Origin of the sequence: Mesorhizobium sp. ISC25, assembly GCF_042295465.1 — a bacterium.
Lineage (GTDB): Bacteria > Pseudomonadota > Alphaproteobacteria > Rhizobiales > Rhizobiaceae > Mesorhizobium.
Genome location: NZ_CP135441.1, coordinates 4,548,759 through 4,574,634, shown reverse-complemented (window position 1 = coordinate 4,574,634; position 25,876 = coordinate 4,548,759). Strand labels below are relative to the sequence as shown.

General features: G+C 63.5%; 26 protein-coding genes. 12 read left to right on the top strand and 14 right to left on the bottom strand.

Features of this window, described 5'->3' with window-relative positions; all coding sequences use genetic code 11:
• The first annotated feature begins 44 nt into the window (after positions 1-44).
• Together RQ479_RS22645 and RQ479_RS22640 are read left to right on the top strand one after the other, a co-directional pair.
• On the top strand, positions 45-983 hold the full coding sequence (locus RQ479_RS22645) for a tyrosine recombinase XerC (RefSeq protein ID WP_376702703.1): 939 nt from the start codon (positions 45-47) through the stop codon (positions 981-983).
• 85 nt (positions 984-1,068) lie between these two features.
• Positions 1,069-2,136: a TraB/GumN family protein gene (locus tag RQ479_RS22640; protein WP_376702702.1), complete on the top strand. Its 1,068-nt coding sequence runs from the start codon at positions 1,069-1,071 to the stop codon at positions 2,134-2,136.
• Between the two features lie 737 nt (positions 2,137-2,873).
• On the opposite strand, the gene lpdA is transcribed toward RQ479_RS22640, so the two are convergent.
• From lpdA to mdh, 11 genes are all read right to left on the bottom strand, one after another.
• The gene (gene lpdA, locus RQ479_RS22635; protein WP_376702701.1) at positions 2,874-4,280 is read right to left on the bottom strand and encodes a dihydrolipoyl dehydrogenase; all 1,407 of its coding nucleotides are present in this window, start codon (positions 4,278-4,280) and stop codon (positions 2,874-2,876) included.
• An 18-nt stretch (positions 4,281-4,298) separates the two neighbouring features.
• Positions 4,299-5,054, bottom strand: a complete 756-nt coding sequence (locus RQ479_RS22630) for an SDR family oxidoreductase (RefSeq protein ID WP_376702700.1) — start codon at positions 5,052-5,054, stop codon at positions 4,299-4,301.
• A complete protein-coding gene (locus RQ479_RS22625; protein WP_376702699.1) occupies positions 5,051-5,578 on the bottom strand; it encodes a hypothetical protein in 528 nt (175 codons plus the stop codon). The genes RQ479_RS22630 and RQ479_RS22625 overlap by 4 nt, the downstream gene beginning before the upstream one ends.
• A 24-nt stretch (positions 5,579-5,602) precedes the next feature.
• Positions 5,603-6,898, bottom strand: a complete 1,296-nt coding sequence (gene odhB, locus RQ479_RS22620) for a 2-oxoglutarate dehydrogenase complex dihydrolipoyllysine-residue succinyltransferase (protein ID WP_376702698.1) — start codon at positions 6,896-6,898, stop codon at positions 5,603-5,605.
• Positions 6,899-6,946: 48 nt separating this feature from the next.
• Positions 6,947-9,934 (bottom strand): 2-oxoglutarate dehydrogenase E1 component, encoded by a 2,988-nt coding sequence (locus RQ479_RS22615; RefSeq protein ID WP_376702697.1) that lies wholly within the window; start codon positions 9,932-9,934, stop codon positions 6,947-6,949.
• Positions 9,935-10,083: 149 nt separating this feature from the next.
• Positions 10,084-10,986, bottom strand: a complete 903-nt coding sequence (gene sucD, locus RQ479_RS22610; protein ID WP_292660628.1) for a succinate--CoA ligase subunit alpha — start codon at positions 10,984-10,986, stop codon at positions 10,084-10,086.
• A gap of 12 nt (positions 10,987-10,998) precedes the next feature.
• Complete coding sequence (locus RQ479_RS22605; RefSeq protein WP_292660631.1) at positions 10,999-11,496, bottom strand: DUF1579 family protein; 498 nt, start codon at positions 11,494-11,496, stop codon at positions 10,999-11,001.
• 2 nt (positions 11,497-11,498) lie between these two features.
• On the bottom strand, positions 11,499-11,870 hold the full coding sequence (locus RQ479_RS22600) for a cupin domain-containing protein (RefSeq protein ID WP_376702696.1): 372 nt from the start codon (positions 11,868-11,870) through the stop codon (positions 11,499-11,501).
• A 32-nt stretch (positions 11,871-11,902) separates the two neighbouring features.
• Positions 11,903-12,394: a hypothetical protein gene (locus RQ479_RS22595; protein ID WP_376702695.1), complete on the bottom strand. Its 492-nt coding sequence runs from the start codon at positions 12,392-12,394 to the stop codon at positions 11,903-11,905.
• Positions 12,394-13,590 (bottom strand): ADP-forming succinate--CoA ligase subunit beta, encoded by a 1,197-nt coding sequence (gene sucC / locus RQ479_RS22590; protein WP_376702694.1) that lies wholly within the window; start codon positions 13,588-13,590, stop codon positions 12,394-12,396. The genes RQ479_RS22595 and sucC overlap by 1 nt, the downstream gene beginning before the upstream one ends.
• 41 nt (positions 13,591-13,631) lie before the next feature.
• Entirely contained in the window at positions 13,632-14,600 is a 969-nt protein-coding gene (gene mdh, locus RQ479_RS22585) for a malate dehydrogenase (protein ID WP_376702693.1), read from the bottom strand.
• A 231-nt stretch (positions 14,601-14,831) separates the two neighbouring features.
• On the opposite strand from mdh, the gene RQ479_RS22580 reads away from it, so the two are divergent.
• On the top strand, positions 14,832-15,260 hold the full coding sequence (locus tag RQ479_RS22580; protein WP_376702692.1) for a GNAT family N-acetyltransferase: 429 nt from the start codon (positions 14,832-14,834) through the stop codon (positions 15,258-15,260).
• Positions 15,261-15,294: 34 nt separating this feature from the next.
• On the opposite strand, the gene zapE is transcribed toward RQ479_RS22580, so the two are convergent.
• Positions 15,295-16,494, bottom strand: coding sequence for a cell division protein ZapE (gene zapE / locus RQ479_RS22575; RefSeq protein WP_376702691.1), 1,200 nt, complete (start codon positions 16,492-16,494; stop codon positions 15,295-15,297).
• 83 nt (positions 16,495-16,577) lie between these two features.
• Positions 16,578-17,117 carry an AprI/Inh family metalloprotease inhibitor gene (locus RQ479_RS22570; protein ID WP_376702690.1) on the bottom strand — a complete coding sequence of 180 codons (540 nt, stop codon included), beginning with the start codon at positions 17,115-17,117 and terminating at the stop codon, positions 16,578-16,580.
• A 277-nt stretch (positions 17,118-17,394) separates the two neighbouring features.
• Here RQ479_RS22570 and RQ479_RS22565 point away from each other — a divergent pair, with 277 nt between their 5' ends.
• From RQ479_RS22565 to RQ479_RS22525, 9 genes are all read left to right on the top strand, one after another.
• A complete protein-coding gene (locus tag RQ479_RS22565) occupies positions 17,395-18,405 on the top strand; it encodes an MBL fold metallo-hydrolase (protein WP_376702689.1) in 1,011 nt (336 codons plus the stop codon).
• A gap of 74 nt (positions 18,406-18,479) precedes the next feature.
• Positions 18,480-19,052, top strand: coding sequence for a hypothetical protein (locus RQ479_RS22560; RefSeq protein ID WP_376702688.1), 573 nt, complete (start codon positions 18,480-18,482; stop codon positions 19,050-19,052).
• A gap of 95 nt (positions 19,053-19,147) precedes the next feature.
• A complete protein-coding gene (locus tag RQ479_RS22555; protein ID WP_031195454.1) occupies positions 19,148-19,309 on the top strand; it encodes a DUF1328 family protein in 162 nt (53 codons plus the stop codon).
• A gap of 74 nt (positions 19,310-19,383) precedes the next feature.
• A complete protein-coding gene (dapF, locus tag RQ479_RS22550) occupies positions 19,384-20,268 on the top strand; it encodes a diaminopimelate epimerase (RefSeq protein WP_376702687.1) in 885 nt (294 codons plus the stop codon).
• Complete coding sequence (gene mtaB / locus RQ479_RS22545) at positions 20,268-21,569, top strand: tRNA (N(6)-L-threonylcarbamoyladenosine(37)-C(2))-methylthiotransferase MtaB (RefSeq protein ID WP_376702686.1); 1,302 nt, start codon at positions 20,268-20,270, stop codon at positions 21,567-21,569. Before dapF ends, mtaB begins: the two co-directional genes overlap by 1 nt.
• 11 nt (positions 21,570-21,580) lie before the next feature.
• The gene (ftsY, locus tag RQ479_RS22540; protein ID WP_376702685.1) at positions 21,581-23,362 is read left to right on the top strand and encodes a signal recognition particle-docking protein FtsY; all 1,782 of its coding nucleotides are present in this window, start codon (positions 21,581-21,583) and stop codon (positions 23,360-23,362) included.
• A 60-nt stretch (positions 23,363-23,422) separates the two neighbouring features.
• Positions 23,423-24,088 (top strand): septation protein A, encoded by a 666-nt coding sequence (locus RQ479_RS22535; RefSeq protein ID WP_376702684.1) that lies wholly within the window; start codon positions 23,423-23,425, stop codon positions 24,086-24,088.
• 90 nt (positions 24,089-24,178) lie between these two features.
• The gene (locus tag RQ479_RS22530) at positions 24,179-24,799 is read left to right on the top strand and encodes a pyridoxamine 5'-phosphate oxidase family protein (protein ID WP_352468102.1); all 621 of its coding nucleotides are present in this window, start codon (positions 24,179-24,181) and stop codon (positions 24,797-24,799) included.
• Positions 24,800-24,839: 40 nt separating this feature from the next.
• Positions 24,840-25,373: an NADPH-dependent FMN reductase gene (locus RQ479_RS22525; protein ID WP_376705995.1), complete on the top strand. Its 534-nt coding sequence runs from the start codon at positions 24,840-24,842 to the stop codon at positions 25,371-25,373.
• Between the two features lie 282 nt (positions 25,374-25,655).
• Here the strand turns inward: RQ479_RS22525 and RQ479_RS22520 are convergent, their stop codons facing one another.
• Positions 25,656-25,865 (bottom strand): tautomerase family protein, encoded by a 210-nt coding sequence (locus RQ479_RS22520; RefSeq protein WP_254817859.1) that lies wholly within the window; start codon positions 25,863-25,865, stop codon positions 25,656-25,658.
• Between the last annotated feature and the right edge of the window lie 11 nt (positions 25,866-25,876).

Here is a 25,876-nt window from a genome sequence, read left to right as displayed (position 1 = left end):
CCTAACCCGAGTGCCGGAAGATGGCTGGGAATTGGAAGAGCGCAATGCAGGAATTCCTCATACCGGCAAAACCCGATCTGCAGGCGGCGCGCGAGGCCTGGCTGAAGATGCTGGCGCGCGAACGCCGGCTGTCGCCCGAAACCGTCGAGGCCTATGAGCGCGACACGCGCCAGTTCCTGCATTTCCTGACCGGCCATTGCGGCGGCTCGCCCGGCATTTCCGACATCGCCGATCTGCGCCCCGCCGATTTGCGCGGCTTTCTCGCTGCCCGCCGTGCCGCGGGCGCCGGCGCCCGCACGCTCGGGCGCGGACTGGCCGGCATCCGCTCGCTGCTGCGTTTCCTGGAACGGCGCGGCCTCGCCAATGCGGCGGGTGCGGCAGCCTTGCGCGCGCCGCGGCAGCCGAAATCGCTGCCCAAGCCGCTGACCGCAAGCGATGCAAAACACGTTGTCTCGGTAGAAGGCCAGCTGGCGGAGGAGCCGTGGATCGCCGCCCGCAACGCCGCCGTGCTGACCCTGCTCTATGGGTCGGGCCTGCGCATTTCCGAGGCGCTCGGGCTGTCGGGCGCCGATCTGTCCTCGCCTGGTGAGACCGTGCTGCGCGTCACCGGCAAGGGCGGCAAGACGCGGCTGGTGCCGGTGCTGCCGGTGGCGCTGCGGGCGATTGCCGAATATCGCCGCTTGTGTCCCTATCATCTCGATCCCAAGGGCCTGCTGTTTCGCGGTGCCCGCGGCGGTCCGCTCAACCCGGCGATCGTCCAGCGCGACATGGCCAAGCTGCGCTCGGCGCTCAACCTGCCCGACACGGCGACGCCGCATGCGCTGCGCCATTCCTTTGCCACGCATCTGCTTGGGCGCGGCGGCGACCTGCGCACCATCCAGGAGTTGCTCGGCCACGCCAGCCTGTCGACAACCCAGATATACACCGGCGTCGACACCGCGAGGCTGCTCGAGATTTACGAAGCAGCTCATCCTCGCGCGTGATGGACGCTTGAATCGGTGGCCATCTCGCAACAATTTTGATGCGCCGATTAACCGTTTTGCCGCTTTTTGCGCCTAGAACCGCAGCATGAAACGCCTCATCGCCATCGCCGACCGCGCAACCCATGTGTCGCTGAAGCTGCTTGTCGCGCTCAACGCCCTGTTTTTCCTCTCCTTCCTCATCATCGCGCTGCTCGCCGCGGGCAAGGCACGCGCCGAGACCCCGGTCTGTGCCGGTACCGATATGCTGAGCGCGCTGCTCAAGGACGACCCGGCCACCTACCGCAAGATCGAGGCGGACGCGGCAGCGACGCCGAACGGCAAGGGCCTGCTGTGGAAGCTCGAAAAATCGGGCGAAAAACCGTCCTTCCTGTTCGGCACCATGCACGTTACCGACCCGCGCGTCACCACGCTGCCACCCGCCGCGCAGAAGGCATTCGATGCGGCTGGCACCGTCATCATCGAGACCACCGAAGTGCTCGACAAGCAGAAGATGATGGCAGCACTGCTGAAAGAGCCGGATCTGATGATGTTCACCGACAAGACGACGCTTTCGTCGCTGCTGTCGCCGGACGATGCGGCGGTGGTCAACAAGGCGCTCGATGCGCGTGGCATCCCGCCAGCGACCGTCGCCAAGATGAAACCCTGGTTGCTGTCGGCGATGGTGGCGCTGCCTGCATGCGAAGTCGCCCGCCAGGCTGGCGGCGCGCCGGTGCTCGACGTCAAGCTTGCCAAGGACGCCGAGGCTGCGGGCAAATCAGTCGAGGGGCTTGAGACAATCGCCGACCAGCTGCGCGCCATGGCTTCGCTGCCGATCGCCTTTCACCTGAAGGGGCTGGTCGATACGCTGAAGCTTGGCGACAAGGTGAACGACGTCAACGAAACCATGATCGTGCTTTACCGGCGTGGCGACACTGGCATGTACGTACCGCTGTTTCGGACCGTCATTCCCGAACAGGTCGATGACCAATCGGGTTACGCCGAATTCGAGCAGACCATGATCACCAGCCGCAACAAGGTGATGGTCGATCGTGCCGCGCCGATCCTCGCCCAGGGCAATGTCTTCATGGCGGTCGGCGCCATGCACCTTCCCGGCGCGCAAGGCTTGGTCGAAGGTTTCCGCAAGGCCGGCTATACCGTGACCGTCGTCAACTGAACAACACGGCGGAGTTGGACACCGAATCATTGCCAAGGCGGGATCAGCCCTTACTCGTGGCGCGACGGCGGACCGGCCGCGCTTCGTGCCAAGAACTGAAAAAGGTTCGGTTTGGCTCGATCGAACCCATTTTGCGGTGGAAATGCATGCCTGCAAGCGATTCCGGATCAGAATTGCCCTGTTTTCGGCGTTTTCAACGCCTAATGTGAAACCGATTCAACGATTGTACGTTGATGGCTATTACTTGATGTTTTTCATCCACGGAGGACACTTTTATGGCGAACACACCCAATCCGAACGGCCCATTCACCTCGCCGGGCACCGCACGGCCACGCGGCGGCGGCAGCGGCTGGCTGATTGCCCTGGTCGTCGTTATCCTGGCAATTGTCGCCTATTATGTTTTTGGAAGACGTAGCGAGGCACCTGCGCCTGCCGAACCGCCCGCAGCCAGCACACCGGCTCCGGCTCCAGCACCTGCCGAGCCGATGAAGCCAGCCGAACCGGCTCCTGCGCCAGCTCCGGCAACACCCGCTCCGGCTCCCGCTCCGGCAGAACCTGCACCCGCTCCGGCCCCTGCGCCAGCCCCGGCCCCGGCCCCAGCACCAGCACCGGCCCCTCAGTAATCAGACTGCTGATTTAATATATGAACGGCCCGCTGAAAGGCGGGCCGTTTTGTTTTTGGGAGTAATCGCGGATGTTTCAGCCAATCTCCAAGGTTTGCGATTCACCGCGTTTGCTCAGATATGGATCGGCTTGAAGAACGTCGCCAGTGCCGCCTCCTTTACCGCCTCCGACATTGTCGGATGGGCGTGACAGGTGCGGGCTAGGTCTTCCGACGAGCCGCCAAATTCCATCAGCACGGCCGCCTCGTGGATCATCTCGCCGGCGCCGAAGCCGACGATGTGGACGCCGAGCACGCGGTCGCTGGCCTTGTCGGCCAGGATTTTCACAAAGCCGTCGGTGTGCAGCATGGCGCGCGCCCGGCCATTGGCGCTGAACGGAAATTTTCCGGCCTTGTAGTCGATGCCGGCCTTCTTCAATTCTTCTTCGGTCTTGCCGACCGAGGCGATTTCCGGCGTGGTGTAGACGACGCTCGGAATCACCTCATAGTTCATATGACCGGCCTGGCCGGCGATGGTTTCGGCCACCGCCACGCCCTCGTCTTCGGCCTTGTGGGCAAGCATCGGCCCGGCGATGACATCGCCGATGGCGTAGATGCCGGGCACGTTGGTTCTGAGATGGCCGTCGGTCTTGACCCGGCCGCGCTCATCGACGTCGACGCCGGCCTCCTTCAGCCCGAGAGTGTCCGAATAGGCCCGTCGTCCCGTCGCAATCAGCACCGCGTCCGCCTCGATCGTCTCGGCCGCTCCGCCTTTGACCGGCTCGAAGGTGACCGTCGCCCCCTTCTTGGCCTTGGCGACGCCGGTCACCTTGGCGCCCAGCCTGAACTCAAAGCCCTGCTTCGACAGCAGGCGCTGGAACTGCTTGGAGACCTCGCCATCCATGCCGCCCAGGATGGTGTCGAGGAACTCGACCACGGTGACCTTGGCGCCGAGCCGCGCCCATACCGAGCCGAGCTCCAGACCGATGACACCACCGCCGACCACCACCAGATGGCCCGGCACCTTGTCCAGCGACAGCGCGCCGGTCGACGAGATGATCACCTTCTCGTCGAAATCGACCTTGACGCCGGGAATGCCGGTGACGTCGGAGCCGGTGGCGATGACGATGTTCTTGGTCTCGATCTCCTCGACCTTGCCGTCATCGGAGGTCACCGACACCTTGCCGGCCGCAACCACCTTGCCGGTGCCACGGAAGCTGTCGATCTTGTTCTTCTTGAACAGGAAGGCGACGCCATTGACGTTGGCCGTCACCGTCGCATCCTTGTGCGCCATCATCTTGCCGAGATTAAGCTTGGGCGCGCCGATTTCGACACCGAGCGTGTCGAAGGAATGGCCGGCCTCGGCAAACATCTCGGACGCATGCAGCAGCGCCTTTGACGGGATGCAGCCGATGTTGAGGCAGGTACCGCCGAAGGTCGGGTCCTTTTCGACCACCGCCGTCTTCAGGCCGAGTTGCGCCGCCTTGATGGCGCAGACATAGCCGCCCGGTCCCGATCCGATGATAACGACGTCATAGGCCATGATACTGTCCCTTTTGCTTTAGCGGCCGCCGCCGATTTCCAGATTGGCGCCTGTTGTGTAGGACGCCTCGTCCGACAGCAGCCAGAGAATTGCGGCTGCGACTTCCTCGGCGGTGCCGACGCGCTGCATGGGCACCACCTTGCGCATTCTCTCGACACGATCCGGCTGCCCGCCGGAGGCATGAATTTCTGTGTCGATGATGCCCGGGCTGACCGCGTTGACACGAATGCCTTCGCCGGCCACTTCGCGGGCAAGCCCGATGGTGAAGGAATCGACCGCGCCCTTCGAGGCGGCGTAGTCGACATATTGACCCGGCCCGCCAAGCCTTGCCGCGATCGAAGAAACATTGACGATCGCGCCGCCCTTGCCGCCATGCCTGGTCGACATGCGCTTCACCGCCTCGCGGGCGCAAAGCATCGGCGCTATCACATTGATGCGCATCATCCGCTCCAGCCTTGCAGCGCTCAGCTCGTCGACGCGCGCGCTCTGGTCGACCACGCCGGCATTGTTGATGAGCGCGTCGAGCCGACCGAAACGGGCATCGACAGCCTCGAACATGGCCAACACGTCGGTCTCGCTGCCGACATCGGCCTTGACTGCGAAGGCTTCTCCGCCAGCGGCCTCGATGTCGGCGACCACCGTTTCGGCTGCTTTTGCATTCGACGCGTAATTGACCGCAATGCGGTAGCCGCGCTTGGCGGCAAGCCTGCATGTAGCGGCGCCGATGCCGCGGCTGCCGCCGGTCACCAGCAGGATTTTTCCGCTTGCGCTCATTCCTGACATCCCTTCAGGGCAAAGACGCCCCAGGGCACCTTGGAAAAGCCGTTGGCGCCATAGGCCGCCGACATCTGCAACGACGCTCCCAAGTCGGGAAGGATCAGCTTCTTCGGCGCATCCTTTCCTTCGCCCGGCAGCAACGCGATATTGCCCTGGTCGTCGGCGCTGTAGATGACGCCCTCCCACACGGTGCAGGCGGCGAGCTCGTCGCCGGTGACGTCGCCGGTCGGGCATTTGTACATCGGCGAGCCATGCGGCCGCGCCACGCCCTCGGTCCACATGACGATGCCGTCGAGCACGACGCCCTTGTCGAGCACCATCTTGAAGGTGTTGGTGACGGCAGCCGACTCGTCGGTTGGCCTGAAATAGATCTCGGCGGCGTTTTCAGTGTCGCCATAGACGGCGAGTTCCAGCGGACAGGCAGCGAAGGCGGCGGAGACCGTCTGCACGCCGAGTGCGCAGATCGTGACGAACAAACTGGACCGGAAACGAGGGGAATTCATCCGGCGGCGCAGATCCATGCTCCGGCTCACGTGAGCCGCCCCCTAGAGGTCGAGCACCAGCCGCTCAGGATCCTCCAGGCTTTCCTTGACCCGCACCAGGAACGTCACCGCTTCCTTGCCGTCGACGATGCGGTGGTCGTAGGACAGCGCCAGATACATCATCGGCCGGATGACGATCTGGCCGCCGACCACCATCGGCCGCTCCTGGATCTTGTGCATGCCCAAAATGCCCGACTGCGGCGCATTGAGGATCGGCGTCGACATCAGCGACCCGTAAACGCCACCGTTGGAAATCGTGAACGTGCCGCCTTGCATATCCGCAACCGACAGCTTGCCGTCGCGCGCCGCAAGCCCCAGCCTGCCGATGTCCTTCTCGATTTCGGCGATGGACATCTGGTCGGCATTGCGCACAACCGGCACGACGAGGCCTTTTTCGGTGCCGACGGCAACGCCGATATGAGCGTAGTTCTTGAAGATGATGTCGGTGCCGTCGATCTCGGCATTGACCGACGGTATCTCCTTCAGCGCATGGGTGACCGCCTTGGTGAAGAAGCCCATGAAGCCGAGCTTCACGCCGTGCTTCTTCTCGAACACGTCCTTGTATTTGCCCCTCAGCGCCATCACCGCGCTCATGTCGACCTCGTTGAAGGTGGTCAGCATGGCGGCGGTCGATTGCGCTTCCTTGAGGCGGCGCGCGATGGTCTGGCGCAGCTTGGTCATGCGCACGCGCTCCTCGCGCGACGCATCGTCGGCCGGGGACGGCGCGCGCGCGGCGACAGGTGCCGGTACAGGCGCTGCCTTTGGCATTTCGGCCGGCTGCGACGGCGCGCCCCTGGCGATCAAGTCGAGCACGTCGCCTTTCAGCACCTGGCCACGCTTGCCCGAGCCCGACACCTGGTCGACTGCGAGATTATGCTCGGCCAGCAGCTTTGCCGCCGACGGCGCTGGCGGCATGGTGCGTGTCTCGATCGCGCCGGCGTCGCCGGCGATCTTGGCCGTCTCGGCCGCGGCCTGCTTGACGCTCGAGGCCGCAGTCGGAGCCGAGGCCTGCGACACCGCCTCCTGCTTCGTTGCCGGGGCGGCGGCAGCATCGGCTGCTCCGCCTGCCGAAATCGTGCCGAGCAGTGCGCCGACGCCGACTGTCTCGCCTTCCTTGACGGCGATCTCGCTGAGCGTGCCCGCGGCGGCGGCCGGCACTTCCACCGTCACCTTGTCGGTTTCGAGCTCGACCAGCGGCTCATCGGCGGTGATCGCGTCACCGACCTTCTTGAACCATTTGCCGATGGTCGCCTCGGTGACGGATTCACCAAGTGTCGGGACGCGGATTTCGGTTGCCATTGTGCGTGTCCGTTTCTTTCGGTTCTGTTTTATCCGCCCAGTTCTGTTTTATTCACCGAGCGCGTCGTCGAGCAAGGCGGCAAGCTGGGCGAGATGCTTCGACATCAATCCGGTCGCCGGCGAAGCGGCAGCCGGCCGGCCGGTATAGCGCACCCGCTGATGCTTGGCGTCGATATGCGCCAGCACCCATTCGAGATACGGATCGATGAACGACCAGGCGCCCATGTTCTTGGGCTCCTCCTGGCACCACACCATCTCGGCATTGCGGAAGCGCGACAGTTCGGTGATCAGCGCCTTGGCCGGGAACGGATAGAGCTGCTCGACGCGCAGCAAATAGATGTCGTTGATGCCGCGCTTCTCGCGCTCCTCGTAGAGGTCGTAATAGACCTTGCCCGAACAGAGCACGACACGGCGGATCTTCGAATCCTTGGTGAGCTTGATGGCCTGTCCAGACAATAGCTGGGCATCGTCCCACAACAGCCGGTGAAAGGCACTTTCGCCCGACATCTCCGGCAGCGTCGATACCGCCCGTTTGTGGCGCAGCAGCGACTTCGGCGTCATCAGGATCAGCGGCTTACGGAAGTCCCGCTTCAATTGCCGGCGCAAGATGTGGAAGTAATTGGCCGGCGTCGTGACGTTGGCGACCTGCATGTTGTCTTCGGCGCAAAGCTGCAGGAAGCGCTCGAGCCGGGCCGACGAATGCTCAGGCCCCTGGCCTTCATAGCCGTGCGGCAGCAGGCAGACCAGGCCCGACATTCTGAGCCATTTGCGCTCGCCCGACGAGATGAACTGGTCGAACACCACCTGGGCGCCGTTGGCGAAGTCGCCGAACTGCGCTTCCCACAGCGTCAGCGCCTTCGGCTCGGCCAGCGAGTAGCCATATTCGAAGCCGAGCACGGCCTCTTCCGACAGCATCGAGTTGATGACCTCGAAACCGGCCTGCGCCGCCGACAGATTGTTGAGCGGGATGTAGCGTGTCTCGTCGCGCTGGTCATAGAGCACGGAATGGCGCTGCGAAAAGGTGCCGCGCTCCGAATCCTGTCCGGACAGCCGGATCGGATTGCCGTCGAGCAGGATAGCGCCAAAGGCCAGCGCCTCGGCCGTCGACCAATCGATGCCTTCGCCGGACTCGATCGCCTGGCGGCGGTTGTCGAGGAAGCGGATGATCGTCCTGTGCGCCTCGAAATCCTTCGGCACCTCGGTCAGTTTCTTGCCGATCTCCTTCAGCGTCTTGACCGGCACGGCGGTCTTGCCGCGCCGCTGTTCGTCCTGGTTGTCGGCCGAGCGCAGGCCGGACCACGCGCCGTCCAGCCAATCCGCCTTGTTCGGCTTGTAATGCTGGCCGACCTCGAATTCCTGCTCGAGATGCGCCCGCCAATCGGCCTTCATCTTTTCGAACTCGACCTGGGTGATGTGGCTTTCGGAAATCAGCCGGTCGGCATAGATCTGCACCGTCGTCTTCTGGTTGCGGATCTTGCGATACATGATCGGCTGGGTGAAGGCAGGCTCGTCGCCCTCATTGTGGCCGAAGCGGCGGTAACAGAACATGTCCACCACGACAGGCTTGTGGAACTTCATGCGGAATTCGATCGCCACCTTGGTCGCATGGACCACAGCTTCCGGATCGTCGCCATTGACGTGAAAGATAGGCGCCTCGATCATCTTGGCCACATCGGACGGATAGGGCGACGAGCGCGAAAAGCGCGGGTTGGTGGTGAAGCCGATCTGGTTGTTGATGATGAAATGCAGCGTGCCGGCGACGCGGTGGCCGCGCAGGCCCGACAGGCCGAGGATTTCGGCAATCACGCCCTGGCCGGCAAAGGCGGCGTCGCCATGCAACAGCAGCGGCAGCACCTTGGCGCGCTCTTCCAGCGGCACGATCTCTTCGCGGCTGCGGCCGAACAGATAGTCCTGCTTGGCGCGCGCCTTGCCCATCACCACCGGGTCGACGATTTCCAGATGCGAGGGATTTGCGGTCAGCGACAGATGCACCTTGTTGCCGTCGAACTCGCGATCCGACGAGGCACCGAGATGGTACTTCACGTCGCCCGAGCCTTCGACCTCGTCGGGCGCGGCCGAGCCGCCCTTGAACTCATGGAAAATGGCGCGGTGCGGCTTGGCCATCACCTGCGACAGCACGTTCAGCCGGCCGCGATGCGCCATGCCGAGCACGATCTCCTTCATGCCCAGCTGGCCGCCGCGCTTGATGATCTGCTCCAGCGCCGGGATCAGCGACTCGCCGCCATCGAGGCCGAAGCGCTTGGTGCCCTTATACTTGACGTCGATGAACTGCTCGAAGCCTTCCGCCTCGACCAGCTTCTGCAGGATCGCCTTCTTGCCGACTGCGGTGAAGGAGATCTCCTTGTCGGTGCCCTCGATGCGCGCCTGGATCCAGGCCTTCTCCTCGGGATCGGAAATATGCATGAATTCGACGCCGAGCGTCGAGCAATAGGTCCGGGTCAGGATGTCGAGCATCTGCCGGATGGTGCCGAATTCCAGCCCGAGTACGTTGTCGAGGAAGATCGGCCGGTCGTAATCGGCTTCGGTGAAGCCGTAATTCTCCGGCGACAGCTCGTTATAATCCTCGAGCGGCTTGGCAATGCCGAGCGGATCGAGATTGGCATGCAGGTGGCCGCGCATGCGGAAGGCGCGGATCATCATGATGGCGCGCACGGAATCGCGCGTCGCCTGATGCACGTCGGCGTCGGAAAGCGCTGCGCCGTTGCCGGCTGCCCTGTCCTTGACCTTCTTTTCGATGTGCTTTTCGACCAGGCCCCAATTGCCGTCCAGCGCCGAGACCAGCTCACCATTGGCCTGCATCGGCCAGGAGGGCTTGGCCCATGACGCGCCCTTGGCATTCTTACGCACGTCGCCGGCGTCGTCCTTCAGTGCCGCGAAGAAGTCCTGCCACTCGGGATCGACCGACGCGGGATCGTCCTCATAGGCGGCATAGAGCGCATCGATATAGTCGGCATTGCCGCCATAGAGGAAAGAGGTAAGCGAAAACTGGTCGTTGGCCTGATCTTGTCTTGCCATTTTTGTCCGCGGAGCCGCGCTCCGTCTCCTGTTTTTTGGAGGGGAGTAGGGCAGTAGGGGAGTAAGGCAGTAGGGAAAGCTGGCGATTGCCGCGCTCGGTCCCGTTCTTCCTATTCCCTACTGCCATACTGCCCTACTCCCTTACTGCCTTATCCTTTGATCGCCTCGACCAGCGTCGTGCCGAGCCGGGCCGGCGATGGCGAAACCTTGATGCCGGCCGATTCCATCGCCGCGATCTTGTCTTCCGCGCCGCCCTTGCCGCCGGAGATGACCGCGCCCGCATGGCCCATGGTGCGGCCCGCCGGCGCGGTGCGCCCGGCGATGAAGCCGGCCATCGGCTTGCTGCGGCCGCGCTTTGCCTCGTCTTTGAGGAACTGCGCGGCATCTTCCTCGGCCGAACCGCCGATCTCACCGATCATGATGATCGACTTGGTCTCGTCGTCGGCGAGGAACATCTCCAGCACGTCGATGAACTCCGTGCCTTTGACCGGATCGCCGCCGATGCCGACGGCGGTGGTCTGGCCGAGGCCGACATTGGTGGTCTGGAACACCGCCTCATAGGTAAGCGTTCCCGAGCGCGAAACAACGCCGACCGAGCCCTTGCGGAAGATGTTGCCGGGCATGATGCCGATCTTGCATTGGTCGGGGGTCAGCACGCCGGGACAGTTCGGCCCGATCAGCCGCGATGTCGAGCGGTCGAGCCGTGCCTTGACCTTGATCATGTCCATCACCGGTATGCCCTCGGTGATGCAGACGATCAGCGGGATCTCGGCCTCGATCGCTTCCAGGATCGCGTCGGCGGCACCCGCCGGCGGCACGTAGACGACCGAAGCGTTGGCCCCGGTCTTGGCCTTGCCTTCGGCTACGGTTGCGAAGATCGGCAGTGCCTCGCCCTTGGCGCCGGTCCAGGTCTCGCCGCCTTTCTTGGGGTGGATGCCGCCGACCATCTTGGTGCCGTGGTAGGCCAGCGCTTGCTCGGTGTGGAACGTGCCGGTCTTGCCGGTCAGGCCCTGCACCAGCACCTTGGTGTTCTTGTCGACGAGAATGGACATCGGAGCCCTTTTCTAAAAACCGTTGATCGAGGAAGGCGAGACGCGCCGGTAGACGCCGCTCACCATGTCTTGCCAGCTATCGCTGCCGGCAGGTTTGAAATGCAGTCGCATGCGGTAAGTGTCGGCATCGTCAAAAATATACGTCACGCGCGCCGCGCCACGCGGCGACGACCGATCCAGAACCAACTCGCTGCCGTTCCAAGTGCCGGTGGCGGGCGATGCCGGCACGAACCCCATCGAGTCGAACTGATGCATGGTGACGAGGCTGTTCTGCTGATCGAAGCCGAACACATTGTGCGAGCCGAACGAGACCGTGCCGTCGCGGCGCTGGCGATAGCGCTGCACCACGAACAGGCCGCCGAATTGCGCCTCGGCCAGCACTTCCGAAGTCGCCGTGCCGGCATCGGCCCACTGAGTGCCCGAAATCTCCTCCTCGCCACGCCAGGCACCGACCAGCGCCTGCAGGCGCTGGTGGTCGGCCGAGAGGGAGGAGAACGGTGCCGCGTTCATGGTCAGAGCCGCTTCAGCTCGGTGACGGTGAGGTCGCTCTTGGCGTTGCCTGTATTGAGCGTCGTCGCCGGTTCGAACATCAGTACGACAGGTTCTTCGCTCAGCGAACGCGGCCGGTGTTCCACGGCGCGCGGCACGACGATGAAATCGCCGCTGCCAAGCTCCACCGTGCCGTCGCGGAAATCGATGGCAATGCGGCCGCGCAGCACCAGGAAGGCCTCGTCTTCATTGCCATGCGCGTGCCAGTCGAAGGCGTCGCCGAACTTGGCGATCTTGACCTGGCTGTCATTCACGTCGCCGGCAATATGGGGATCGAAAACCTTCTTGATCTTCGCATCCGCCGCCTCGACCAGATTTATCTTGTGCGGAGGCATCGCCTAGCGACCCCGACCATGAAGTTCAGTTTTCAAGCTGGGCATTTTTGGTTTCCGTGAACGACAGCACCGATCCATTGGCCACCGGCGCGCCGCGTCGTTACGACCTGCACCGATAGATTGCCGCCAGACGTTCTCAATTTCCCAAGGGACTTGGGATCATCATCGGCCTGGAACTTGCTGCCGTATTTGGTCAGAAGCCTTCTCAGGATCATGTTGGCAGCCCGCTTTGGATCGTTGGTGCCGAAGGAGACAAGGCAGTCGCAGCGACCGCTCCAATTTTTGATCGAGGCAACGATCTCTGTAGCCTTGTAGATTTGGAGTCCGTCGGATCCGGCCTTGAACCCGCTCTCACGGGCAACGGCGTCGAACCTGCCGAAGCTGGGTGCTGTCGCCGGACATAAATTCATGAAGAGATTGACCCTCTTGCCGACCCAGGCGGGCGACGTCGAACCATCCGCGGCCTCAGCCGCGCTGGCCCAAAAAGCCATGCCGCAGAGCGCTATGGCCAGCAACCGCTGCATCAGCCGCCCTTCACCGCCGCCACGATCTTCTTGGCTGCGTCATCGAGGTCATCGGCCGACACCACGTTCAGCCCGCTGTCGTTGATGATTTTCTTGCCGAGCTCGGCATTGGTGCCTTCCAGCCGCACCACCAGCGGCACTTGCAGGCCGACTTCCTTGACGGCGGCTATGACGCCCTCGGCGATGATGTCGCACTTCATGATGCCGCCGAAGATGTTGATCAGGATGCCTTTGACCGCCGGATCCTTGGTGATGATCTTGAACGCTGCCGTCACCTTCTCTTTCGACGCGCCGCCGCCGACATCGAGGAAGTTGGCGGGCTCGGCGCCATAAAGCTTGATGATGTCCATCGTTGCCATGGCGAGGCCAGCGCCGTTGACCATGCAGCCGATATTGCCGTCGAGCGCGACATAGGCGAGGTCGTATTTCGACGCCTCGATCTCCTTCTCGTCCTCTTCGGTGGTGTCGCGCAATTCGAGCACGTCCGGGTGACGGAACAGCGCGTTGTTGTCGAACGACACTTTTGCGTCGAGCACGCGCAGCCGGCCGCTCTTCATGACGATCAGCGGATTGACCTCGAGCAGGCTCATGTCCTTCTCGACAAACGCCTTGTAGAGGATCGGAAACAGCGTGCCACCATCCTTGGCGGCGTCGCCGTCGAGCTTCAGCGCGGCGTTGAGCTTCTTCACATCGTCGGCCGTCACGCCCTTTTCCGGGTCGATGGCGACGGTAATGATCTTTTCCGGCGTGTCGTGCGCGACCGCCTCGATGTCCATGCCGCCTTCGGTCGAGACGACGAAGGCGACGCGTCCGACCGAGCGGTCGACCAGGATCGACAGATAGAGCTCGCGCTCGATGTCGGCGCCGTCCTCGATATAGAGCCAGTTGACCTGCTTGCCGGCCGGGCCGGTCTGCTTGGTGACCAGCGTATGGCCGAGCATCTCCTTGGCATTGGCGACGACCTCGGCCACCGACTTCGCCAGCCTGACGCCGCCCTTGGCATCCGGGCCGAGCTCCCTGAACTTGCCCTTGCCGCGGCCGCCGGCATGGATCTGGCTCTTGACCACATAGAGCGGGCCGGGCAGCGCCTTGGCGGCGGCTTCCGCCTCACTCGCCTTGAACACCGGCACGCCCTCGGCCACCGGTGCGCCAAAACCTTTCAGCAGCGCCTTGCCCTGATACTCATGGATGTTCATGCGCTATGTCTCCAGCTTGCTTGGCGGGCTTGGTTGCCGGCTTATTTGGCCGCGAGATGCGGAGCGATCTTGACGCAGGCGTCGCACAGGCCCTGCACCGCCGCGACCGAACTGTCGAACATCTTCTGCTCGCCCTTCGCGAGCTCGATCTCGATGATACGCTCGACGCCGCCGGCGCCGATCACCACGGGAACGCCGACATAGGTGTTCTTGACGCCATATTGGCCGGAGAGGTACGCCGCACAGGGCAGCACCCGCTTCTTGTCCTTGAGATAGGCTTCGGCCATGGCGATGGCCGAGGCGGCCGGCGCATAAAAGGCAGAGCCGGTCTTGAGCAGGCCGACGATCTCGGCGCCGCCGTCGCGGGTGCGCTGCACGATCTGGTCGAGCCGCTCCTTCGAGGTCCAGCCCATCTTGATGAGGTCGGGCAACGGGATGCCGGCAACCGTCGAATAGCGGATCATCGGCACCATGGAATCGCCGTGGCCGCCGAGCACGAAGGCGGTGACGTCCTCGACCGAGACCTTGAATTCCTCGGCCAGGAAATAGCGAAAGCGCGAACTGTCGAGCACGCCGGCCATGCCGACGACATGGCTCTTCGGCAGGCCGGAAAACTTCTGCAGCGCCCAGACCATGGCATCGAGCGGATTGGTGATGCAGATGACGAAGGCTTTCGGCGCGTATTTCTTGAGGCCGGCGCCGACCTGCTCCATCACCTTCAGATTGATGCCCAGAAGATCGTCGCGGCTCATGCCGGGCTTGCGCGGCACGCCGGCGGTGACGATGCAGACGTCGGCGCCCTCGATGCCGGCATAGTCGTTGACGCCGGTCAGCCTGGAGTCGAACCCATCGACCGGCGACGACTGCGCGATGTCCAGCCCCTTGCCTTGCGGGATGCCTTCGGCGATATCGAACAGCACGACGTCGCCGAGATCCTTGAGGCCGACCATGTGGGCGAGGGTGCCGCCGATCATGCCCGAGCCGATGAGCGCTATCTTGTTGCGTGCCATGTCAGGATGTTTTCCCTTTGACTAGACGGCGCCCAAATCCTTGACGATTTGATGACGGCGTCGGAGGAAGAGGCCGGAATGCTGCGGAACCGCGAAATTCGCCGCACGCAATAGCCCCGGCCGCACAAAAATTCAAACGATTATTTTGGAGTGAGTAATTTCAATCGGTTAGAAACAATGGGACTTACGTAAACGTAAAAGTTCTGAAGCCGACTAGAGGAATTCTACACAATGGCACTGGAAATCAGAAGGCTGTTTCCTGGCCATGACGACCTTGTGATGCGGGTTGCCGACGAAGTCTTCGACGAGCCGGTCAGGCCGGATCGGCTCTCCGCCTATCTCGCGGAGCCCGGTCATTTCATGGTCGTGGCCCTCGCCGACGGCATTGTCGTTGGCCAATGCGCAGCCGTCATCCACCGCCACCCGGACAAGGTGAGCGAACTCTACATAGACGAGGTCGGCGTGGCGCCGGCCTTTCAACGCCAGGGCATTGCGACGAGGATGCTCGGCGCCATGTTCGCACTCGGTCGCGAGCATGGCTGTGAGGAGGTGTGGGTCGGCACCGAGCCGGACAATGTCGCTGCTCGCGCACTTTACGAGTCGCGAGAAGAGCCGCATGGGCCGGCGGAGGGGTTCGTCATGTATGTTTATCGATTATAGGCGCCGGCAGCGGCGCCCCCTTCTGTACTATCCCTCACGCCTGAGCCTGCCGTGCCTCGGTCGATGGTCCCTGCGTCTGTCTCTCCGCCCAGTCCTCCAGCCAGTCGTGGCTCTGCATCTCGATCAGCCGCGATGCGGTGCGCTCGAACTCGAAGACTTCGTTGCCGCGTTTGGCCGTATAGAGCTGCGCCGGCGGTGCCGCGGCGCTCATCACCAGCCGTACATGATGATCGTAGAGCGTATCGACCAGCAGGATGAAGCGCTTGGCTTCGTTGCGCTTGCCATCGCCGAGCACCGGCACACGGTCGATGAAGATGGTCGAGAAACGGCTGGCAATGGCAAGATAGTCGCGGGCGCCGAGCGGCCTCTCGCAGAGATCGGCGAAGGAAAACCGCGCCGCCTCGCCGGCAGCACGCGGCACCACGACGTGCCGGCCCTTCACCGTCAGCATCGCCTCGGCCGTCGGCCTGCCATGCGTCATCACCGCCCACGCCTCGTCGAGCGCATGGTCGGCGGCGGCATCGGCCGGGGTGACGTAGACCGGCATGCGGCTAAGCTTGTCGAGGCGGTAATCCTTGTCGGCGTCAAGCGCCAGCACCTGCGCGTGGCGCTCCAGGATAGCGACAAACGGCAAGAACAACTGGCGGTTCAGGCCGTCGCGGTAGAGATCCTGCGGCGCGACATTGGAAGTGGCAACCAGCACCACGCCATTGGCAAACAACGCCGAAAACAACCTGGACAGGATCATCGCATCGGCGATGTCGGTGACAGAGAACTCGTCGAAGCACAGCACCCAGGCTTGCTCGGCCAGCGCGCGCGCCACCGGCGGGACCGGGTCGTCCTCCTTGGCCGTGCCGTTCTTGCGAGCCTGCCGGTGCTTCTGGATGCGGTCCTGCACGTCGGCCATGAAGTCGTTGAAATGCACCCGGCGCTTGCGCCGCGCCGGCAGCAGCTCGAAGAACATGTCCATCAGCATGGTCTTGCCGCGGCCGACGCCGCCATGGATGTAGAGGCCCTTGACCCACTCGTGCACTTCGCGCTTGCGGGCGAACAGCCACCCAAGCGCGCTTGATTTATGCGCCAGCCGCTTTGCCGATATTTCGTCGATCAGCCGGTCGAGCGCAGCGGCGATCCGCTCCTGCGCCGGGTCGCGTCCGATGGCGCCCGTCTCGACCAGATGGTCGTAGCGCTGCTTGACGGTCGCATGGGTCTGAAGGCCGTCACGCAGATGCATCGGTCACGTCGCTCCGGAGCAATTCCAGGAAAAGTGTGTAGCGGTTTTCCGTCCGGAATTGCGTAACAATGGGGGCGGTTCGCTTACCTTGTAAGCGAGATCGGCAGGCCGTTGGAAGTCTGGCCGTCGAATTTCTCGCCACCCGAGGAATAGAGCCGTGCCAGTGTGCCGCCATTCTCGTCATAGAGCGTCAGCTGTTTGCCGGCGACGTTCCAGGATTTGATGCCGTCGAGCGGCGCCGGGCAATGCAGCGGTCCGGCGCGATAGCCCGAGCCGAATTTGGTCTGCGGCGTCGCCACCTGACAGCTCTGGCCGGATACGCTTGCCTTCCATACGCCGGCGACCCCGGAGGCGGTAAGGTCGGCCGCGCCAGCCGGCGCCGTCCCGTCCGGCGGCAGCGAGGCGACCTGCGTGTTCTGCGGCGCGGTCGGGAATTTCGATGGATCGGCCGGGCCGGGTGTCGCCGGCGGCGGCAGCTGGTTTGCGGTCACCTTGCCGGCGGGCGCGGCTTCCAGCGGTGCTGGTTGCTGCTCGTCCATCGATGAGAACCGTGAAGTTGAACAGCCGCTCGCAACGAGCGCGGCCAGCGATACGGCCAGCAGGCCGGTTTTCGAAAATTTCATTCTTCAACCTCCGTCGGATCGGGCCGGGGATGCCGTCCGCGCAATGTCCCCCCTCACCAAGATGGAGAAGGTGGCGAAATTTCAACCCGATATGGTTAAAATACGGTTTGCGCCGCTAATGTTGCAAATTTGTCGCAAAATGCACATTGCCTGAATTGCGTTACGCCTTGGCCGGCACCTCCGGTTGATGCGATACGGCGGGCTGGCGCCAAATGCTTGTGCGGGCCGGCTCCGGCATTATCTCTTGGCGATCAGCAAACTGCAGGGAGCCGATTTCTTGGCCGCGAGAAAGAGAGCCGCCAACCGCTACTACAGCGGGCCGCCCAGCGATCATTTCGACGGCACCTTGTTCTTCAATCCCGACGGCCGGCCGCCGGGTCGCTTTGCCGATCTGTTGAAATGGCAATTGAGCCGCGAGCGCTCGAAATGGCCTGCGGCGGATCCGAGCCCGTTTCCACCGGCAAGACCGGTCGAGCGCATCGATGGTTCTGCGCTGCGCCTCACCATGGTCGGTCATTCCTCGCTGCTCGTCCAGACAGCCGGCCTGAACATCCTGACCGACCCGGTCTGGTCGCGACGCGTCTCGCCGCTCTCCTTCGCCGGTCCGAAACGCGTCAATCCGCCGGGCATCGCCTTTTCGCATTTGCCGCCGATCGACCTCGTGCTGGTCAGCCACAACCATTACGACCATCTCGACCTCGCCACGCTGAAGCGCCTGAAGACAAGACACGACCCGCTGCTGCTGACGCCGCTTGGCAACGACACAATCATCGGCGCTGCCGTGCCCCGTATGCGGCTTTCGGCGCATGACTGGGGCGACCGGGTCGATATCGGCGATGGCGCCGCCGTCTATGTCGAGCCGGTGCACCACTGGTCGGCCCGTGGCACTCGCGACCGGCGCATGGCGCTGTGGGCGGGTTTCGTCGTCGAGACGCCCGACGCAAAGATCTATTTCGCCGGCGACACCGGCTTCCACGGCGGCATCAATTACCGGCTGATGGCGCAAAAGCACGGCGGCTTCCGCCTCGCCATCCTGCCGATCGGCGCCTACGAGCCGCGCTGGTTCATGGCGCCTCATCACCAGGATCCGGAAGAGGCCGTGCAAGGTATGCTTTTGTGCAACGCCGCCTATGCCGCCGGCTGTCACTGGGGCACGTTCCGGCTCACCAACGAGCCGATCGACGAGCCGCCCAGAAAGCTCGGCGAAGCGCTCGACGCTGCCGGCCTGCCGCGGCAACGTTTTCGCGCCTTGCGGCCGGGCGAAGTCTGGGACGTGCCGGCGGTCTGACCGCCTGCATTGCCCGTTTACGTCGTCAGGATTTTCGCAGATGGTCTCCCCAAGGCAAAAAAGGGGTGGTCTCGATGAAATCGATCCTGGCAGGTCTGCTGGCGTTGGCAATCTCGGTACCGGCAGCCTTCGCCGGGGAAATCGGCGACCGGGCAGCGGAGGCCGAAAAGCTGCTACAGTCAGGCGACACGGCTGGCGCATTGGAGAAGTTCCGCGGCGCCGAGGACGCGCTGTGGCAAGCGATGCCGCTCGCCATCCTGAACGTCCACCAGGTGGAAACGGCTGAGGGCTTCGGTATCTACACCGAACGCGCCAGCCACGCCTACAAACCGGGTGACGAGATCATCCTCTACATGGAACCGGTCGGTTATGGTTATGGTTCGGACGGGCTCGGCAACAAGGTTATCGAGCTTTCCGTCGATTTCACCATTTTTTCCGAATCGGGCGAGAAACTCGGCACGATCGATAAGGTCAGCCGGGTCCAGGTCGCATCGCGCTCACGCAACCGTGAGCTGTTCTTCAAACTGAACCTTTCGCTCAACGCTGATGGGCTGCCTCCCGGAAAATACCGCGCCGACTTCATCATGCATGATGAGAATTCCGGCAAGAAGGCGCCCTTCACCACGGATTTCGAAGTCGCCGGCTAGGCGTGCGCTGGTTGTATCGGCCTCGCGGCCACGGAACCCAACGCATCGCAGAAGCGTTTGTAGGTGTTCAAACCTGTCGGCTGCGAGGTTCTCTCATGATCAGGTGGATCATCATTCTTTTGATTATCGCGGCCGCGGCGAGCCTGCTCGGCATGCCGGCACTGGCCGGAGCCGCCGCCACCGGCGCGCGCATCCTCATCGGCATCGTGCTGATCATCTTCCTGCTGATCGTGCTTGGCGTCTTCGCGGTGACTTGAAAATCACGCCGCGCTGGTAATTTCTGCCGCTATCCGCCATATAGGCGCCAAACCGGCAAGAGACCTTTCGATCGATGGCAAGCGCGGCCCCTTTCGCCAAGATGAACGGCATCGGCAACGAGATTATCGTTGCAGATATGCGCGGTCGCGCCGATCGGGTGACGCCTGCGGCAGCCGTCGCGCTTAATGCCGATGCCGCGACCAGGTTCGACCAGGTCATGGCGATCCATGACGCCAGGACGCCGGGCACCGCCTTTTTCATCGACATCTTGAATTCGGACGGAACCAGCGCGCAAGCCTGCGGCAACGGTATGCGCTGTGTCGTCCAGGCGCTCGCCGCCGAGACCGGCCAGAAGACATTTGCGTTTGAAACAGTCGCCGGCATCCTCAATGCCGAGGAACATGCCGACGGAATGATCTCGGTCGACATGGGCAGGCCGCGCTTTGGCTGGCAGGACATCCCGCTGGCCGAGGAATTTCGCGACACCCGCATGATCGAGCTGCAGATCGGCCCGATCGATGCCCCGGTGCTGCATTCGCCGTCGGTCGTCTCGATGGGAAATCCGCACGCCATCTTCTGGGTCGACCGCGACGTCTGGTCGTACGAGCTCGAGCGCTTCGGCCCGCTGCTCGAAAACCACCCGATCTTCCCCGAGCGCGCCAACATCACCATCGCACAGGTGACTTCGCCTGAGACCATGGTCATCCGTACCTGGGAGCGCGGCGCCGGCCTGACCAAGGCCTGCGGCTCGGCCGCTTGCGCCGCCGTGGTCGCTGCGGCCCGCACCCGACGCACCGGCCGCAGCGTCACGCTGACGACGCCCGGCGGCGGCTCGCTGCATGTTTTGTGGCGCGACGACGACCACGTCATCCTGACCGGTGCCGCCGAATGGGAATTTTCCGGCAACTTCGATCCGTCGACCGGGGCGTGGGCGCGCGACACCGAAAGCGCCGCCTGATGGCTCCTCGTGGCAACAAGGGTATCGATGTCGTCACCTTCGGCTGCCGGCTGAACACCTATGAATCGGAGGTGATGCGGCGCGAAGCCGAAAGCGCGGGTCTCGGCGGGCTCGAAGGCGGCGCCATCATCTTCAACACCTGCGCCGTCACCGGCGAGGCGGTGCGCCAGGCCAAGCAGTCGATCAGAAAAGCCCGCCGTGAGAACCCGGCCGCCCGCATCATCGTTACCGGCTGCGCTGCGCAGACCGGCCCGCAGGATTTCGTCGCCATGGACGAGGTCGATCTGGTCCTCGGCAATGAGGAGAAGCTCAGGGCGCATTCCTATCGCGCGCTGCCGGATTTCGGCGTCAACGACACTGAGAAGGCGCGCGTCAACGATATCTTTTCGGTGCGCGAGACGGCCGCCCACATGGTCGACGCCATCGAGGGCCGGGCGCGCGCTTTCGTCCAGGTGCAGAACGGCTGCGACCACCGCTGCACCTTCTGCATCATTCCTTACGGTCGCGGCAATTCGCGCTCTGTGCCGATGGGCGCCGTGGTCGAGCAGGTCAAGCGACTCGTCGGCAATGGTTATGCCGAGATCGTGCTGACCGGCGTCGACATGACCAGTTTTGGCGCCGATCTGCCGGGCGCACCGAAGCTCGGCAAATTGGTCAAGACCATCCTGAAGCAGGTGCCAGACGTGAAACGCCTGCGGCTTTCCTCCATCGATTCGATCGAGGCCGACGACGATCTGCTGGACGCCATCGCCACCGAGCCGAGGCTGATGCCGCATCTGCATCTGTCGCTGCAATCGGGTGACGACATGATACTGAAGCGGATGAAGCGCCGGCACAGCCGCGACCAGTCGATCCGCTTTTGCGAGGATGTGCGCAAACTGCGCCCCGGCATCGTTTTCGGCGCCGACATCATCGCCGGCTTTCCGACCGAGACGGATGCCATGTTCGAAAACTCGCTGGAAATCGTCGAGGAATGCGGCCTGACGCATCTCCATGTCTTCCCGTTTTCGCCGCGCCAGGGCACGCCCGCCGCGCGCATGCCTCAGCTCCGCCGCGACGTCGTCAAGCAACGCGCGGCACGCCTGCGCGCCGCCGGCGAGGCCGCCTATCGCCGCCATCTTGCCTCGCTCGCTGGAACGCGTCAGTCGATCCTGGTCGAGCGCGACGGGCTCGGCCGCACCGAAGGGTTTACCTTGGCCGTGTTGTCAGCCGGCGCGCCGGGCGACATCGTCGAGGCTGATATCGCCGGTCATGACGGTATCAGACTGATCGCCGCGCCGCTTGCCGCCCGCGCCGCCTGAGAGCGCAAGACATGGCTGGGTTTTTCAAGAAGATATTTTCGTTCGGCAAGAAGGAAGTCGTCGAGGAGCGGCCCGACGAGGCCGCACCGCTGCCGCCGATCAAATGGGATGAACTGGAAGCGCTGAAGCCGGCCGCCGAGCAGGCCGTCCCGGAGTTTTTGAAACGCGAAGAGCCGCGGCCCGAGGCCGAGGCCGCAGCTCCGCCGCCAGTCGAACCAGAGTTGCCTCCGGCATCGCAACCGGCGCCCGCGGAAGAGCCGAAGCCTGAACCGCCGCCGACCATTCCACCCAAGCCAGACATCCAGCCGAAGCCGGAAACGCGTGCTGAAGAGCCGGAGGAAATTCGGGCCGGACCCGTCGCTCCCGAGCCAGTTCTTGAGCCCGAGCAGCCGGAGATCGCTCAGCCCGAGCCCCCGTCCACCGAACGTGGCGCTGCCCCTCATCCGCCTGCCGGCACCTTCTCCCCGTATAGTGACGGGGAGAAGGGGGCTGATCGGCAGGCCGAGCCTCCTTTTGAAGCCGGCGAAGAAGAAGCTGCAACGCTAACGCCCCCCTCTCCCCGTCCTTCACGGGGAGAGGGTAAGGGTGAGGGGCAGCGCAAACCTTCGGAAGGTTTGGCGGCAGAGTCTGCTCCGCCGGCCGAAATCCAGCCCCCCATTCGCCAGCCGGCGCCGGTCGAGACACAGCCGGTCCGTGCCGAAATCGCGCCCGAAACTGAAGCCATACCAGCGCCCCACCCTCCCATCGAGGGGGAGGTAAAGCGCGAGCCCGTCCCACAACCCGCACCCGAGCCAACGCCCGCCCCCGGCAAAGTCACCGTAACCAAGAAGGTCGAGCAGAAAGCCGAGCCGCAGAAGGCGCCCGAACCGGCGCCGAGGCGCTCCTGGTTCCAGCGCATGCGAGACGGGCTTGCCCGCTCTTCCAGGGAGTTGTCCGGCAACATCGCCGGCGTCTTCACCAAGCGCAAGCTTGACGAGGACACGCTGCAGGACCTGGAGGATGTGCTGATCCGCGCCGATCTCGGCATGGAGACGGCTTTGCGCGTCACCGACGCGCTCTCCGCCAGCCGCTACGGCAAGGACGTCTCCGACACCGAAGTCCGCGCCATCATGGCGGCCGAAGTGGAAAAGGTGCTGACCCACGTCGCCATGCCGCTGGAGCTGGACCTCAGCCACAAGCCGCATGTCATCCTGGTCGTCGGCGTCAACGGCACCGGCAAGACCACGACCATCGGCAAGCTGGCGGCAAAGCTGACCGACGGCGGCCTCTCGGTGATGCTCGCCGCCGGCGACACTTTCCGCGCAGCCGCGATCGAGCAGTTGAAGATCTGGGGCGAGCGCACCAACTCGCCGGTCATTGCCTCGAAGCTCGGCGCCGACGCCGCCGGCCTCGCCTACGACGCATTCGAGCGCGCGAAGGAGGCCGGCTCCGACGTGCTGATCATCGACACCGCCGGGCGGCTGCAGAACAAGACCGAGCTGATGGCGGAACTGGAAAAGATCGTCCGGGTGCTGGGCAAGCTCGATCCGGAAGCGCCGCACACCGTGCTGCAGACGGTCGATGCCACCACCGGCCAGAATGCGCTCAACCAGGTCGAGATCTTCCGCAATGTCGCCGGCGTCAACGGCCTGGTGATGACCAAGCTGGACGGCACGGCGCGCGGCGGTATTCTGGTGGCGATCGCGGCAAAGCACAAATTGCCGGTCTATTTCATCGGCGTCGGCGAACAGGTCGACGACCTCGAACCCTTTTCCGCAAGCGAATTCGCCAGGGCGATCGCTGGCGTGGCTTGACGAGCATGATCCCAAAAAGTTGCAGGCTTTTTGGATTGGATCATGCGTAAGAAGGACCCTATGAACCCACCCATCCTCGAAGGCGACCCGTCCGATCCGCGACGCAAGGCGTTGAACCCGGGCCTGAAATTCCTGCTCGAACTCGGGCCTGGCCTGGTGTTCTTTTTCACCACCATCCGCGGCGCGTGGCTTGTCGGGAAGTTTCCGATCCTCAGCCATATCGGCGAGCCTATCCTGATTGCCACAGCGTTCTTTATGGTGGCGACGGCGCTATCGCTCAGCGTTTCGTGGATTTTGACGCGCAGCTGGCCGATCATGCCGTTGGTCTCGGCCATCGTGGTGTTTGTGTTTGGCGCGCTGGCGCTGTGGCTGCAGGACAAGACCTTCGCTTTCATGAAGCCGACAATCATCAACAGCCTGTTCGGCATCACGCTGCTTGGCGGGTTGGCGTTTGGCAGATCGCTGTTGGGCTATGTCTTTGATTCCGCCTTCAACCTCGACGCCGAAGGCTGGCGCAAGCTCACTTTCCGATGGGGGCTCTTCTTCCTTTTTCTGGCTGCGCTGAACGAGGTTGTGTGGCGCAACTTTTCTGAGGAAGCCTGGCTTTATTTCAAGGTCTGGGGCACGATTCCCATTACACTTGTCTTCACGTTAAGCCAAATGCCGTTGATCCTGCGGCATTCACTCGATGACAAGGCCGGCAAGGAAGAGAAGGCCGGCAAATAGAGCAATTCCAGGAAAGTGTGTAGCGGTTTTCCCGGGAAAAGCGCGTAGCGCTTTCCCTAGGGAATTGCGTCAGAATAAGAGGAGAGGGGCATGGAATTCATCGCCACGCGCGACGAGTTGAGGACGATCTACAAGACGCCTCGGCCGACTGACGGCTCGATCCGCAAGGAGCTGAAGGCCCTGGATGGCCACTGCCGTTCCTTCATCGGCAAGAGCCCTTTCGTGCTGATCGGCTCGTCCGACGGCGCCGGCAATGCCGATGTGACGCCGAAGGGCGACAGACCGGGCTTCGTAACAGTGCTCGACGAGAAGACCATCGCCATCCCCGACCGGCCTGGCAACAACCGGCTCGACACGCTGGAGAACATCCTTCTCAATCCCTCGGTCGGGCTGCTCTTCCTCATTCCCGGCATGAACGAAACGCTACGTGTCAATGGCGATGCCCGCATCACCGTCGATGCGGCATTGCGTGAGCGGCTGGCGGTCGACGGCAAGGCACCGCAAAGCGTCGTCGTGGTGACGGTCAAGGCTGCCTACATGCATTGCGCCAAGGCCTTCATGCGCTCCGAACTGTGGAAGCCGGAGAGCTGGTACGACCGCGCGACGCTGCCAACGCTCGGCCAGATCCTGCGCGACCAGTTGGCGCTCGCCGATTCGGCCGAGGCGACCGACCGCTGGCTGGACGAGGAATACAGGGAAACCATGTGGTAGCGTGCCCGGCAACGAATCGCCCAGGCCGGTCTCCATTCCTTTGCTCAACATCCTCGCCATCTCGGGCAGCCTGCGCGCCGCCTCGACCAATTCCGCCCTGCTCGCGGCACTCGCGCAAAACGCGCCGCCGGACTGTCACGTCTCCGTCTACGATGGGCTTGGCCGACTGCCGATTTTCAACCCCGACGATGAAGGCGAGCGGACGCCGCCGCAAGCAGCGGCGCTGATCGATGCGGTCACCGCCGCTGACGGCGTCATCGTCTCCTGCCCGGAATATGCCCACGGTGTGCCAGGCGGCCTGAAGAACGTGCTCGACTGGCTGGTGTCGCGCGATGCAGCCGTCGGCAAGCCGGCCATGCTGGTCCACGCCTCGCCGCGCTCGCTGTTTGCCCGCGCCGCATTGGTCGAGATCATGCGGACAATGTCTTTCGCGCTCTATGAGGAAGCAGCGCTCGAAATCGCGCTGCTCGGCAAGAGACCGCCGGAGGTAGAGAAAATTCTGGCGGAACCGGCAAGTAGGCAGACAATGCGCGATACCCTATCCGCCTTCGCGGAGTTCATCCGCTCGCGGTGAACGCCGGACCGTGCTTTCGTCATCCTAGGGCGGAGCAAGGAGCGAAGCGACGCGGCGCAGACCCTAGGATCCATGCCGTGACATTCGTCGGAGATGCAGCGGTTCGGGAAGGCCGCCAGAGGCCTGACGTTGGACATTACACCGGCGCGCTGCACAACAGAATCGCACCGCTGTTCTACTGGTAGGTCACGGCATGGATCCCAGGGTCTCCGCGACGGAGCTTCGCTCCTGCTCCGCCCTGGGATGACGACGCTAGGGGCTGCGGCCAATCTGTGCCGGGAACTATCCCTTGCCCCTCCGCGTCTCGACGTCGGTCTCACCGACGAACCAGTCGCGTGCGGCGACCTCCTCGAAGACCACCCAGACATCGTTGTTGGTCAGGCCGGTGACGCCGGTGATGGCTGCCGTCACCTGGGCGGCGATCGCGGCCTTTTTGCCGGCCGGGTCATCGGCAATCACCTCCTTGACTAGGCGGATATTCACGAATGGCATGGCGTCCCTCC